Genomic DNA, 12,296 nt, shown 5'->3' on the forward strand with positions numbered 1-12,296 from the left:
ATAATGATGAGCACAACGACTCAAGATCAAACCGCAGCCCATGATGAGCATCATCATGGTGCGCCAAAGGGCATCATGCGCTGGCTGCTAACCACCAACCATAAAGACATAGGTACTTTGTATTTATGGTTCAGCTTCATTATGTTCTTAACCGGTGGCGCTATGGCCATGGTTATCCGCGCTGAACTCTTTCAACCTGGATTACAATTGGTCGAGCCCAACTTCTTTAACCAAATGACCACAATCCACGGGTTGATCATGGTATTCGGCGCGGTAATGCCGGCCTTTACAGGGCTAGCTAACTGGCTGATCCCTATGATGATTGGTGCGCCCGATATGGCGCTGCCACGGATGAATAACTGGAGTTTTTGGATACTACCCTTCGCCTTCACTATCCTTCTCAGTTCGCTATTTATGGAAGGTGGCGGACCTAACTTTGGTTGGACCTTCTACGCACCACTATCAACCACATATAGCCCAGATAGCACGGCGCTCTTTGTATTTTCTATTCACATCATGGGGATAAGTTCGATCATGGGTGCGATCAACGTGATTGTGACCATAGTGAATTTACGCGCACCAGGCATGACATGGATGAAGTTACCGTTGTTTGTGTGGACTTGGCTTATCACGGCATTCCTACTGATCGCGGTTATGCCCGTACTCGCGGGCGCTGTGACTATGGTGCTGACCGATAAGTTTTTCGGCACGAGTTTCTTCGATGCGGCTGGCGGCGGCGATCCTGTGATGTTCCAGCATATTTTCTGGTTCTTCGGCCACCCTGAAGTTTACATCATGATCTTGCCGTCCTTTGGCATCATCTCTGCCATAGTGCCAGCCTTCAGTCGTAAACCCTTATTTGGCTATGCATCCATGGTTTATGCTACCGCTAGTATTGCAATTCTGTCGTTTCTCGTATGGGCGCACCATATGTTCACCACAGGTATGCCAGTGTTTGCCGAGCTGTTCTTCATGTATTGCACTATGTTGATTGCAGTGCCAACTGGGGTGAAAGTGTTTAACTGGGTTGCCACTATGTGGCGCGGCTCACTCAGTTTCGAAACGCCCATGCTGTTTGCTGTCGCCTTTATCATACTCTTCACTATTGGCGGTTTTTCGGGGTTAATGCTCGCCATTACGCCAGCCGACTTCCAATACCACGACACCTATTTTGTGGTGGCGCATTTCCATTATGTGCTCGTGACTGGGGCGATTTTCTCCATCATGGCAGCGGCCTATTACTGGCTACCTAAGTGGACGGGGCACATGTACAACGAACGACTGGGACAATGGCATTTCTGGTGTTCGGTGATATCCGTCAACGTGCTGTTTTTCCCGATGCATTTCCTTGGGCTGGCAGGAATGCCAAGGCGCATCCCTGACTACTCGATTCAATTTGCCGATGTTAATCAAATCGTCTCGATTGGTGGGTTCGCCTTCGGCTTATCGCAATTGATTTTCTTAGTATTAGTAATTAAGTGCATCCGTGGCGGCGAAAAAGCTCCCGCTAAACCTTGGGAAGGTTCCGAGGGTTTAGAGTGGACATTGCCAAGCCCTGCGCCTTACCACTCCTTCACGACACCACCTGAGGTGAAATGAAATGGCAACCCAACACCAGCAAGATAAACCCAAGTCAAATCGTAAACTTATCAGCATGTTAGTTATCGGCTGTATTGGCATGTTTGGCTTTGGATTCGCGCTGGTGCCGCTCTACGATGTGTTGTGCGAGCAACTCGGTATCAATGGAAAACCCTCCAATACCGCGAGTAGTTATCAAGCAATCACAGTAGATACAAGCCGAATAGTGACTGTGGAATTTATTTCTCAGGTACAAACAGGCATGCCATGGACATTTGCGCCACAAACCAAGCGGCTCGAAGTTCACCCTGGCGAGCTAATCCATACTGCATTTTTGGCGCGCAATATGTCCGCTAAAGCAACTATTGGCCAAGCGATACCTTCAGTTTCGCCCGGCCAAGGTGCCGCTTATTTTAATAAAACAGAATGCTTTTGCTTTAATCAACAACCCTTAGCGGCGGACACTAGCGCTGAGCTGCCGCTCATTTTCTATGTAGATCCTCAGTTACCTGAGTCTATCCATACTCTGACCCTCTCTTACACTCTCTACGACATTACCGACAAGCAGTTAGCGTCTGCCATAGAGCAAGGAGCTGCAAAATGACAACGAAACATCAGTCTTACTACGTTCCATCCCAAAGTGTCTGGCCTATTGTAGGTGCCATTGGCTTGTTCTTAATCGCCTCTGGTGCAGGCCTTTTCGTGCAGCAGTTGAAATCAGGTGCATCCGGTGGCGGTTATGTGCTGCTGGTTGGGATAGCTGTGATCTTATTCATGCTGGTAGGTTGGTTTAGAACCGTGATCCAAGAGTCGATGGCAGGGCTCTATTCTAGCCAAATGGATCGATCGTTTCGCCAAGGTATGAGCTGGTTTATTTTTTCGGAAGTCATGTTTTTCGGGGCTTTTTTCGGGGCACTATTTTATGCCCGCATGTTCGCAGTGCCTTGGCTCGGTGGCGCATCGAATAATGCCATGACCCACGAAGTACTCTGGCCTCAGTTTGAAGCTATTTGGCCGCTCATTACTACGCCAGATGGCACTAAAACCCAAGCTATGCCATGGACTGGACTGCCATTAATCAACACTATCGTACTGCTAACCTCCTCCGTAACCTTACATTTCGCCCATGTCAGCCTAGAAAAAGGTAAACGTTCTGCCATCCTCCTTTGGCTGGGGATTACGGTCTTATTGGGTGTGGGTTTCCTTTGTTTACAGGTCGAAGAATACAGGCATGCCTACCAAGAAATAGGGCTGACACTCGCCTCCGGCATATACGGTAATACTTTTTACTTGTTAACAGGTTTTCATGGCATGCATGTGACCTTGGGTACCGTTTTTTTATTGATTCTGTTTTTCAGGGTATTAAAAGGCCATTTTACGCCTGATAAACATTTTGCGTTCCAAGCGGGGAGCTGGTATTGGCACTTTGTGGATGTGGTCTGGCTATGTTTGTTTATTTTCGTTTACGTTCTCTAGTGCTTTAGTAAGGCGTGGGATTGGGGCTAATTAACCCAGTCCCTAAGGCCACCAGCAATAACAGGATAACGAGCACGGAGAAAATCACTCGCCGACCAAGATAACGGCTCATAGGCACTTTTTCATCACCTTTCACCATAATAAACAAGGCGCGACCTAGATTAAAAATGATGAATAGTAACAGCAGAACTAAGACCAACTTAAAAATGAACAGGCTATTCATACAATATCCTCATGTTCTGCTGAATAAATTAACGGTTTTTCTACTGATATTGACTGTGGCTGTATTAACTATATTGGTCAAGTTGGGTTTATGGCAGTTAGCCCGTGGTGAAGATAAAACGGCGCTTTTAGCCCAAATGGAAGCAAGGCAAGCTTTGCTGCCATTAAGTTTTGAGCAGCTCCAACTCAAAGTCGGCAAAGAAGGTGTAACTGGTTATCGACTGCAAGTACGCGCCACTCCCGCGAGCTCACAAATCTGGCTGCTGGATAATCAAATCTATCAAGGTCAAGTGGGATATTTAGCCTTTCAACCTCTGCAAGTAGAAGTTGAAAAGCCTTGGTTGCTGGTCGAATTAGGCTTTGTTGCCGCAGGCTCCCATCGTGATGAGTTGCCTCACATCACTCCCCTAAGCGGGGAATTAAATATCGAAGGCAGGCTTTATCAAAAGCAAATCAATCCCTTGAGCCAAGCTTTAATGGCTGAAATGGGGGCAAGCATTCGCTTTCAAAATTTAAATATGCCCGAAATGGCTAAGGTATTAGGGCACCCAGTGTTGCCTGTCGTGTTGCAACCAGAGCAATTACCTTCCCTCACATTGCCCCATCCTTGGCAACCTTTCCCACTGTCGGCACAAAAACATTGGGGCTATGCGTTGCAGTGGTTTTCGATGGCAGCCGTATTTGCAGGGCTAATGCTGTGGCAAGGGATTAAATATGTAAAACGCCATAGTGCCGAAACAATCGCAAACTCAAGGAGCGAATAGGGAAATTCGTACCATACTTAGCAAGACACAAATAAAAACTAAATAAATATAAAACAATAAATTAGGGATAATTTGAATGAGAGGAGCAAGCATGAACTCCCAGAATAAATCGAAACACAAGGCATTGGGCTTATTGTTGCTGGCGTTTATCGCGCCCGTGGTGATAGCCAAGCTAGTGCTGAGCCTGAATTTATACCACGGCGGTGCCACCAATCATGGCGAGCTGATCAGTCCCGAAACCAGCTATGCCAGCCTTGGGGTTGAAAATCCCAATCCCAAAGAGTGGCAACTACTGTATTTACTGCCCGCCAAATGCGACGATGCTTGCCGCGAACGCCTGTATATTTTGCGCCAAAGCCACACAGCGCTAGGGCCAGATCAGGCGCGAGTCGAACCGCTGATCCTCACTCATCCCGACAGCGATCTTAACGCCTTAAGCACCTTTAACTTCAATACTCGTCCCGCCAATGCAGGCTTAAGCAAATGGTTAGATGAACAGCAGCTAATCATAGTCGATCCCTTAGGCAGCTTAGTCCTACGCTATCCTCAAGTGCAGGGCAAAGAAGCGCATTTAGCTCAAGGCAAGGCGCTGATTGCGGATCTGCGTAAGTTGTTAAAACTGTCGAGGGTAGATTGATGCAACTAACTTGGATCCTACGCTTAACCTTAGTCTTTACCCTATTGGTGATTTTAATGGGCGCTTACACCCGCCTATCGGATGCAGGGCTCGGCTGCCCCGATTGGCCAGGCTGCTACGGCCATATTAAAGTGCCCACCCAAGACCATGAAATCGCCCATGCGCAAACTATATTCCCAGATCACGATATCAATCCAGAGAAAGCTTGGCTGGAAATGATCCACAGATATATCGCAGGCGGACTTGGCTTACTGGTGTTGTTCATCTTAATTTTGTGCTTAAAAACACCAGAAGCACCCAAAAAGTTGCCGATCATCATAGTGCTGCTGATCCTTTTTCAAGGAGCGCTAGGCATGTGGACAGTAACCATGAAACTCATGCCAATAATTGTGATGTCGCATCTTATTGGTGGCTTTAGCCTAATCTCGCTGCTGTTACTCCTTTACCTGCGAACCCGACCTCGGCGTATATTTAATAGCGAAACCCATGCTCGACATCTCGCACCGTTAGCGTTGGTAAGCCTATTAGTCCTTGTGGGCCAAATCATGCTGGGCGCTTGGACATCATCGAATTACGCGGCGCTCGCCTGCACCTCTTTACCCATCTGTGAGGGAAATTGGGTAGATAACTTAGCAATAGCCGAGGCATTTTCACCGTTCCAAGGCCAACACCCTAGCTTCGAATTTGGGGTGCTCGATTACCCTGCACGAATGACTATCCACGTAGCCCACAGAATTGGCGCTATCGTCACTGCCAGCTTGTTACTCGTGCTCGCCTACCGATTATTTGTGGGCGCTACGGGACTTAAGGCTTTAAGCCTTTTATTAGTGGGGCTAGTCATACTACAAGTGAGCTTAGGTATTTCTAACGTAGTGATGCATTTACCACTCGGTATTGCCGTGTCTCACAACGGTGGTGCGGCACTACTGCTACTGACCTTAGTCACAATCAACTATTTTTTATGGCGCAAAGCATAAGCGAGGGATCCAAGATGGCAAAACCACTCTCAATCACCAGTAGCCTACCCACTTTTAGCGTGACATGGCGCGCCTATTTTGAAATGACCAAACCTAAAGTGGTCGCACTTATGCTGCTCACTGTCTTAGTCGGCATGTGTTTGGCCGTGCCCAATGCGGTGCCCGTTCAACCTTTACTCGCTGGTATGCTGGGCATTGCCATGATGGCGGGTTCGGCGGCGGCGTTGAATCATCTGATCGATCGCCGTATCGATGGCTTAATGGCGCGCACCTACAATCGCCCACTGCCTAAGGGACGCATTTCGGCCACGCGCGCGTTAATTTTCGCCGCTAGCTTAGGTAGTTTTGGCTTTATCGTCTTATATTCCTTAGTGAATCCACTCACGGCTTGGCTCACCTTTGCCAGCTTGATTGGTTATGCCTTGGTTTATACTGCCTATTTGAAACGCGCGACATCACAAAACATTGTGATCGGCGGCCTTGCGGGAGCTATGCCACCCTTGCTGGGATGGACGGCAGTGACGAACGAATTTCACGGCCATGCGTTATTGCTAGTGATCATCATTTTTACGTGGACGCCGCCACATTTTTGGGCACTGGCCATTCACAGACGCGCCGAATATGCCAAAGTAGATATTCCCATGCTGCCAGTCACCCACGGTGTCGAATTTACTAAAACCTGTATTCTGCTTTACACAGTATTGCTGGCAATTGCTTGCCTGTTACCTGTGCTGGTTGGTATGTGTGGGCCAGTGTATTTCGTCTGCTCGAGTTTACTCAGCACCGGATTTATCTATAAAGCATGGCAACTTAAATATCGGGATCATGATGGCTTAGCGATGCAAGTGTTTCGCTTCTCTATCTATCATTTAATGTTGTTATTTATGGCATTACTGCTCGACCACTATTTGTGGAACTAGTGTATGCAACTCGTTTGTCGCGCTAACCTGTCGTTATGGAGCCAATAATGCAGAAAATAATGTTAGTCATCGCCATTTTATTGTTCGGTCTTGGCGGCCTATTTGCGGTGAAATTTAATCCCTCGAAACCTATCGAGCTAGAGAGCGGCTTTCTGTTTCCGCAGGCCTATGAATTAGCGCCCTTTGAATTGGTTGATCAACATCAGCAGGCTTTTACCAACGCCAGCTTACAGGGGAAATGGAGCTTATTCTTTATCGGTTTTACCTTTTGCCCCGATGTTTGCCCGACAACCTTAAATAAACTCGCTGCGGCTTATCCCGATCTAAACAAAATTGCGCCATTGCAAGTGGTGTTTCTATCCGTCGACCCCAAACGGGACACACCGGATAAACTCCTGACCTATGTGAATTTTTTCAATCCAGAATTTAAAGCGGTCACGGGCGAGCAGACACAAATCTTCCCGCTCACCCGCAGCTTAGGACTCACTTATGCCATGGTGGGTGAAGGGGAAAACTACCAAGTCGACCATAGTGCGGGTTATGTGTTGGTGTCGCCGCAGGGAACGCGAGTTGCAGTATTTAAACCTACGGCAGCGTTAGGCAAACCGCCGCAGGTATTAAATGATAAATTAATTAGCGATTTTGAAAAAATAGTGGCGCAATACAAACCTAGCCGTTGATCACTCTTTGACCCAAGAGCCATCGTCCTTTGGCCTCACCCAAGGCTGAGAAAACCAATAGTAGCCATTGCGCGCCTTGCTCGGCGCGGTGCAGTTATAACGCGATCGCCCCGCAGGTAAGGCTAAATCCGCTTGAACACTAAACTCGTTCTCACTCAACCAAGTCGGCTGTTTTGAACCTTGACCTTGGATATAACACATCACTTGATTAGCCGAGATATCGCTCATATCGAGCGTGACTTTAAGCTCTGGGCGCCAATGGCCGCCCTTTAACTCAGGATCACTAGGACTCTGCGCAATCACAGGCATATTTAAACTGTATAACTTTGCCTTAAGGCTTTTTAAATCCGCATATTGTCCAGCAACGGGGAAACGCGGCATGGCCGTTAATGGCGAATAGGGCCCCGCGGCACCGGACTGCTGCCCAAAAGCGACAAAGCCGTTCTCAGTTAACATATCCTGCAACGCTTGATTGTACTCACCGTAGGGATACGCCAGCATTTTAAAATTGTGCCCAGTGGCATCTGCAATCGCTTTTTCTGTATCTAAGATATTGGCTTTTATCCGCGCGAACCACTGCGCCTGTGATTCATTTTCTAAGGCGCGGATCAAATGTTCGTGCGCCCAACTGTGGTTAGCAATATCGGCGCCTTCCTTGGATAGTGTGATGAGTTCATCCCAAGTCATCATCTCGGTAAACTTTTGTTTAATCGGCTCAATTGCCACAAACAAGGTGTAGGGGAATCCAAATTCCTTTAGGATAGGATGCGCCGTCGTCGCTATACTGCGATAACCATCATCGAAGGTAATTGCGATTGTTTTAGCGGGTAAATCTTGTTTTTGCTTGATCGCTTCAACCACTTTAGAAAGCGGGATCACCTTAAAGCCGTCATCGACGAGAAACTGCATTTGCTCACGAAATTGCGCGGGCGTAACGCTAGTTGCCGCCGGAGTGGTTTCTGACACATGGTGATATTGCAGAATGACCACGGCATGGGCAGAAAACGTCATTAGCCCTATGAGTGCCAACAGCACACGTTTAACCATAATGTGAACACCTCTGAAATTAATGAATACTGCTAAATCAACTTGGCTCGACCTCATGCTCAACGGCGCGAAAAATCGCCAGTTACTGGCGCTCGCCCTGCCGATGATACTCTCCAATATCACTATCCCGCTGTTGGGCTTAGTCGATACGGCTGTTATTGGTCATCTGAGTGAGGCCTATTATTTAGGGGGAGTCGCTGTCGGGTCAACGATTATCACATTAATCATTTGGTTATTGGGATTTTTGCGTATGGCGACGACAGGTTTAGTCGCGCAAGCCTTTGGTGCTGACGATCTTCACGCCCAGCACAAACTCTTAGTCCAAGGCGCTATGCTAGCGATGTTATTGGGCGCAGGCGTTATCGCACTGCAAGTCCCGATATTGAATTTAGCGTTAGGATTATCCGAAGCGAGTAGCGAGGTCGAACGTTATTGCCGCGAATATTTTCAGGTACGGATTTGGTCAACGCCCTTCGCCCTGCTCAATTTAGTGATGTTAGGTTGGCTCTTAGGGCGACAACAACCTAAAGCCGCCATGTGGCAGCTGATTTTAGCGAACCTTGCCAATATTATTCTCGATGTGGTGTTTGTCCTCGGCTTGGGCTGGGGCGTTAAAGGCGCTGCCCTCGCCTCAGTCTTTGCCGATATCACCGCTTTCTCAGTCGCACTCACTATGGTGTTACAACAACTCAAGCGCGCACCAGAGTTTCACTTATCTCAGCTATTCCCCCATGTCACCTTAACGGGTTATGGCAAATTACTGAGGCTCAACACAGATATTTTTGTCCGTAGCCTCTGCTTGCAGGCAGCTTTTGCCTTTATGACATTCCATGGTGCAGGTCTAGGTGATAATACCGTTGCGGCCAATGCCGTGTTATTGAATTTACTGCTATTAATCTCCTATGCGCTGGATGGTATAGCCTATTATGCCGAGGCAGAAGTCGGTCGAGCTTATGGGCAAAAACAGGCAGAACAATTAAGGGAAGCTGTAATATTAGCTTGGTGCTGGTCGGCCATTACGGCGTTAGGGTTCTGCGCTGTATTCAGTCTTTTGGGCAGTAATATTATCGCCTTACTGACCAGCATTAATGAGGTCAGATCCACTGCGCAAACCTATCTTATCTGGCTAATATTCTTGCCTTTATGGTCTTTTAGCTCGTATTTATTCGACGGGGTTTATATCGGTGCCGCTAAAGGCAAAGTGATGCGCAATAGCATGATACTCGCCACCTTCGGTGCGTTTTTCCCAACATGGTATTTGCTGCAGCAACTGTTATTGCCTGAGCAATGCAACCATGCCCTTTGGGCCGCCATGAGTGTCTTTATGATCGCCAGAAGCCTAACGCTTGCGGGGCACTATTATTTCAGTAAAAATTTCTTGGTTTAAACTAACACGGCTAATAAACAACCCTATTTAGTACCACAAAATAATTTGCGAACGTAAAATAAAAAACGCGACCCAAAGGTCGCGATCTTTATTAAAATCAGCAAATAAAACTAAGCGTAAGAATGCTCGCCATGCTGATGATCGGTCACATCACGCACACCAGTCAGCTCACCTGGGAACATGTCTAACAATTGTTTTTCGATACCATCCTTTAAGGTGATATCAACTTGAGAACAACCGTTACATCCACCGCCGAACTGCAGTACAGCCACGCCTTCTTTAGTGATTTCAACCAGCATGATATTACCACCATGGCCGGCTAACTGAGGGTTGATTTCAGATTGGATCACGTATTCGATACGCTCGACTAAAGGTGCATCACCAGACACTTTACGCATTTTTGCGTTAGGTGCTTTGAGCGTGAGTTGTGAACCTAATTGGTCCGTCACAAAATCGATAGTAGCATCTTCAAGGAAAGGTGCACTTTTCTCATCGACCATAGCATTGAAACCAGTGAACTCGATTTCAATATCATCACTTTCTACTGCATCCGGTGGACAATAAGACACACCACACTCGGCTTGCGAGGTTCCTGGACTGATCACAAATACGCGAATATGAGTGCCTTCAGGTTGATCTGCTAACAACTTAACAAAATGGGCTTGAGCCGTATCGGAAATAGTAATCATGAAAACCTGCTCCGTCAGGGGATACCTGAGTGTTTTAGTAAGAATTAGCCGTATGATACTCCGACTCACCCTTGCTTTGTAGTCCCTTGGGTAGCAAGTTTGTGGATTTTTGCCATAACGGTCACCATTAAACACTACTATTTCGATGAATATAACGCCATAGCTTCGATAAATAAAAATAAAATAATTCTAATAAGACAATCACTTAATCAGATATAAACTAGAGCCCAAAACTTGCCAGTTCATTCGCTATCAAGGTCATCGAGCAAGCCTGGCGCCTCTGCCCTTGCCAGACACCAGACTTGCACATGCACGTATCGCGCTTCGAATAAGCGCGCAATTTCAGAGACTGTAGTGCCAGTGGTGACCACATCATCCACCAATGCAACACGCTGGAACGCAAAATCATCCGCTAATATAAAGGCATCATGTAAATTGCGTCGCCGCTGTGCACCCGAAAGCCCCGCCTGCGGTCGAGTGTCTTGTTGGCGCGTTAACCCTTCGCTCACTAACGGCAGTTGCAAGAGCTGTGATAACTCATGGGCAATTAACCAAGCCTGATTAAATCCCCGTTGTTGCAAACGTTTTGGATGCAATGGAACTGGTACTATCGCTTGAGGCAGCGAGATTAATCCTTGCTGTTCTAATACCTTAATGCGTGCCACCAAGGCGCGACACAGCACGGGCAAAGCGGCAAGTTGACCTTGATACTTTATAGCGCCAATCCAAGCGCCTAAACCTTGATGATAACTACAAGGAGCAATGACTTTGCGTGGTTGGTGTTTTTGGCATTCACCGCAATAATCGACCTCAATTTGCATCGACTTGCCGCAGCCTAAACAAATCGGGCCGTGATATAAGCCAGAATGCAGGCAAATAGCACAAATGCCGCTCTCGGGGAGTGATATCGATTGGTGGCACAGTAAGCAACGGTTAGGTAAACTGCTCGCTAGCCAAGTAGTACCAAGTTGATATCCTAAATGCATTATCCGCAAAGCGGCTGGCAGCCAAATCCTTTTGACAACATGCGACATATATTCACCTAATCCATTTTTGAGGCACTCAAGTGAGCCAAGTGATATCCACACATTCAGCAAATTTACATATTGAAATCAGAGGCCAAGGGCCAGATCTGGTGATGCTTCACGGTTGGGGAGTCAATAGCGCTGTGTTTACGCCATTACATGAGTCACTGTCTCAGTATAGGGTGCACTATGTCGACTTGCCGGGCTTTGGCCATAGTCAGCAGATAGAAGGTGGGCTATCCACTTGGGTTGATGCCTTAGTGGCAGCATTACCAGAACACGCCATTTGGGCGGGCTGGTCACTCGGCGGGCTTGTTGCGACTCAGGCAGCGCTGAGTTATCCACAAAAAATCAAAGGCTTGATTACTATTGCCTCTTCACCCTGTTTTATGGCGAAAGAAGATGAAGCTTGGCCGGGCATTCCGCCACAAGTACTCAATCAGTTTAGTGAACAGCTTGAGCAAAATTTACCTCGCACGATAGAACGATTTCTGGCAATTCAAGCTATGGGCAGCGAAACCGCTAAAGAAGATATCAAACAGCTGCGCGATCTTGTCCTCGTACGCCCTTTACCGACTGCAACAGCGTTAGCACAGGGCTTAAGTATGTTGACTGACATCGACTTAAGAACGCAACTTACAGAGCTACAGCTGCCTTGGCTTAGAATTTGGGGGCGACTTGATGGACTCGTGCCCAAACGCGTACAACCTAAAATGCCAATGGCGAGCCACATTGAAGATGCTATGTTAACCAAAGCCTCCCATGCGCCGTTTATTTCCCATCGACAGGAGTTTTTGCAGGTATTCATACCTTGGTTAACATTACAAACACACTAATGCTTTATCTTTAAGCGATTAATGGCTAGTATTTAACCATCAATGCACTAAGGGATTT

14 protein-coding genes are annotated in these 12,296 nt (G+C 47.3%); 10 read left to right on the forward strand and 4 right to left on the reverse strand.

Going from position 1 to position 12,296, the window contains the following annotated elements; all coding sequences use genetic code 11:
* Window positions 1–6 precede the first annotated feature (6 nt).
* The 3 genes from ctaD to ACRN9H_RS14300 are packed head-to-tail and all read left to right on the forward strand — an operon-like array spanning window position 7 to window position 3,054.
* Window positions 7–1,599 (forward strand): cytochrome c oxidase subunit I, encoded by a 1,593-nt coding sequence (gene ctaD / locus ACRN9H_RS14290; RefSeq protein WP_432314649.1) that lies wholly within the window; start codon window positions 7–9, stop codon window positions 1,597–1,599.
* Window position 1,600: 1 nt separating this feature from the next.
* Window positions 1,601–2,182 (forward strand): cytochrome c oxidase assembly protein, encoded by a 582-nt coding sequence (locus ACRN9H_RS14295; RefSeq protein WP_105250643.1) that lies wholly within the window; start codon window positions 1,601–1,603, stop codon window positions 2,180–2,182.
* Entirely contained in the window at window positions 2,179–3,054 is an 876-nt protein-coding gene (locus tag ACRN9H_RS14300) for a cytochrome c oxidase subunit 3 (protein ID WP_432314651.1), read from the forward strand. Before ACRN9H_RS14295 ends, ACRN9H_RS14300 begins: the two co-directional genes overlap by 4 nt.
* A gap of 4 nt (window positions 3,055–3,058) precedes the next feature.
* Here ACRN9H_RS14300 and ACRN9H_RS14305 read toward each other — a convergent pair whose 3' ends face one another.
* Window positions 3,059–3,277 carry a DUF2909 family protein gene (locus ACRN9H_RS14305; protein ID WP_105250645.1) on the reverse strand — a complete coding sequence of 73 codons (219 nt, stop codon included), beginning with the start codon at window positions 3,275–3,277 and terminating at the stop codon, window positions 3,059–3,061.
* Here ACRN9H_RS14305 and ACRN9H_RS14310 point away from each other — a divergent pair.
* The 5 genes from ACRN9H_RS14310 to ACRN9H_RS14330 all read left to right on the forward strand — a co-directional run bounded on the left by ACRN9H_RS14310 (window position 3,276) and on the right by ACRN9H_RS14330 (window position 7,254).
* Window positions 3,276–4,040, forward strand: a complete 765-nt coding sequence (locus tag ACRN9H_RS14310) for an SURF1 family protein (protein ID WP_432314739.1) — start codon at window positions 3,276–3,278, stop codon at window positions 4,038–4,040. The genes ACRN9H_RS14305 and ACRN9H_RS14310 overlap by 2 nt on opposite strands.
* A 91-nt stretch (window positions 4,041–4,131) precedes the next feature.
* Window positions 4,132–4,677: a hypothetical protein gene (locus ACRN9H_RS14315; RefSeq protein ID WP_432314652.1), complete on the forward strand. Its 546-nt coding sequence runs from the start codon at window positions 4,132–4,134 to the stop codon at window positions 4,675–4,677.
* On the forward strand, window positions 4,677–5,654 hold the full coding sequence (locus tag ACRN9H_RS14320) for a COX15/CtaA family protein (protein ID WP_432314654.1): 978 nt from the start codon (window positions 4,677–4,679) through the stop codon (window positions 5,652–5,654). The genes ACRN9H_RS14315 and ACRN9H_RS14320 overlap by 1 nt, the downstream gene beginning before the upstream one ends.
* 14 nt (window positions 5,655–5,668) lie before the next feature.
* On the forward strand, window positions 5,669–6,574 hold the full coding sequence (gene cyoE / locus ACRN9H_RS14325; protein WP_432314656.1) for a heme o synthase: 906 nt from the start codon (window positions 5,669–5,671) through the stop codon (window positions 6,572–6,574).
* 47 nt (window positions 6,575–6,621) lie between these two features.
* On the forward strand, window positions 6,622–7,254 hold the full coding sequence (locus tag ACRN9H_RS14330) for an SCO family protein (protein WP_432314658.1): 633 nt from the start codon (window positions 6,622–6,624) through the stop codon (window positions 7,252–7,254).
* Here ACRN9H_RS14330 and ACRN9H_RS14335 read toward each other — a convergent pair whose 3' ends face one another.
* Complete coding sequence (locus ACRN9H_RS14335; RefSeq protein WP_432314660.1) at window positions 7,255–8,301, reverse strand: polysaccharide deacetylase family protein; 1,047 nt, start codon at window positions 8,299–8,301, stop codon at window positions 7,255–7,257. It abuts the gene before it with no gap.
* Between the two features lie 22 nt (window positions 8,302–8,323).
* On the opposite strand from ACRN9H_RS14335, the gene ACRN9H_RS14340 reads away from it, so the two are divergent.
* A complete protein-coding gene (locus ACRN9H_RS14340) occupies window positions 8,324–9,688 on the forward strand; it encodes an MATE family efflux transporter (protein WP_432314662.1) in 1,365 nt (454 codons plus the stop codon).
* A gap of 110 nt (window positions 9,689–9,798) precedes the next feature.
* Here ACRN9H_RS14340 and nfuA read toward each other — a convergent pair whose 3' ends face one another.
* Window positions 9,799–10,377: a Fe-S biogenesis protein NfuA gene (gene nfuA / locus ACRN9H_RS14345; protein WP_432314664.1), complete on the reverse strand. Its 579-nt coding sequence runs from the start codon at window positions 10,375–10,377 to the stop codon at window positions 9,799–9,801.
* Between the two features lie 242 nt (window positions 10,378–10,619).
* Window positions 10,620–11,411 carry a ComF family protein gene (locus ACRN9H_RS14350; protein WP_432314666.1) on the reverse strand — a complete coding sequence of 264 codons (792 nt, stop codon included), beginning with the start codon at window positions 11,409–11,411 and terminating at the stop codon, window positions 10,620–10,622.
* Between the two features lie 32 nt (window positions 11,412–11,443).
* On the opposite strand from ACRN9H_RS14350, the gene bioH reads away from it, so the two are divergent.
* Window positions 11,444–12,238 (forward strand): pimeloyl-ACP methyl ester esterase BioH, encoded by a 795-nt coding sequence (gene bioH / locus ACRN9H_RS14355; protein WP_432314668.1) that lies wholly within the window; start codon window positions 11,444–11,446, stop codon window positions 12,236–12,238.
* Window positions 12,239–12,296: the final 58 nt, after the last annotated feature.

It is taken from the genome of Shewanella sp. MF08487, assembly GCF_050848685.1.
Lineage (GTDB): Bacteria > Pseudomonadota > Gammaproteobacteria > Enterobacterales > Shewanellaceae > Shewanella > Shewanella glacialipiscicola.

What these genes read in the sequence shown, in the direction of transcription:
- ctaD (WP_432314649.1), top strand. Translation starts at nt 7, where the DNA reads ATGAGCACAACGACTCAAGATCAAACCGCAGCCCATGATGAGCATCAT.
- ACRN9H_RS14295 (WP_105250643.1), top strand. Translation starts at nt 1,601, where the DNA reads ATGGCAACCCAACACCAGCAAGATAAACCCAAGTCAAATCGTAAACTT.
- ACRN9H_RS14300 (WP_432314651.1), top strand. Translation starts at nt 2,179, where the DNA reads ATGACAACGAAACATCAGTCTTACTACGTTCCATCCCAAAGTGTCTGG.
- ACRN9H_RS14305 (WP_105250645.1), bottom strand. Translation starts at nt 3,277, where the DNA reads ATGAATAGCCTGTTCATTTTTAAGTTGGTCTTAGTTCTGCTGTTACTA.
- ACRN9H_RS14315 (WP_432314652.1), top strand. Translation starts at nt 4,132, where the DNA reads ATGAACTCCCAGAATAAATCGAAACACAAGGCATTGGGCTTATTGTTG.
- ACRN9H_RS14320 (WP_432314654.1), top strand. Translation starts at nt 4,677, where the DNA reads ATGCAACTAACTTGGATCCTACGCTTAACCTTAGTCTTTACCCTATTG.
- cyoE (WP_432314656.1), top strand. Translation starts at nt 5,669, where the DNA reads ATGGCAAAACCACTCTCAATCACCAGTAGCCTACCCACTTTTAGCGTG.
- ACRN9H_RS14330 (WP_432314658.1), top strand. Translation starts at nt 6,622, where the DNA reads ATGCAGAAAATAATGTTAGTCATCGCCATTTTATTGTTCGGTCTTGGC.
- ACRN9H_RS14335 (WP_432314660.1), bottom strand. Translation starts at nt 8,301, where the DNA reads ATGGTTAAACGTGTGCTGTTGGCACTCATAGGGCTAATGACGTTTTCT.
- ACRN9H_RS14340 (WP_432314662.1), top strand. Translation starts at nt 8,324, where the DNA reads ATGAATACTGCTAAATCAACTTGGCTCGACCTCATGCTCAACGGCGCG.
- nfuA (WP_432314664.1), bottom strand. Translation starts at nt 10,377, where the DNA reads ATGATTACTATTTCCGATACGGCTCAAGCCCATTTTGTTAAGTTGTTA.
- ACRN9H_RS14350 (WP_432314666.1), bottom strand. Translation starts at nt 11,411, where the DNA reads ATGTCGCATGTTGTCAAAAGGATTTGGCTGCCAGCCGCTTTGCGGATA.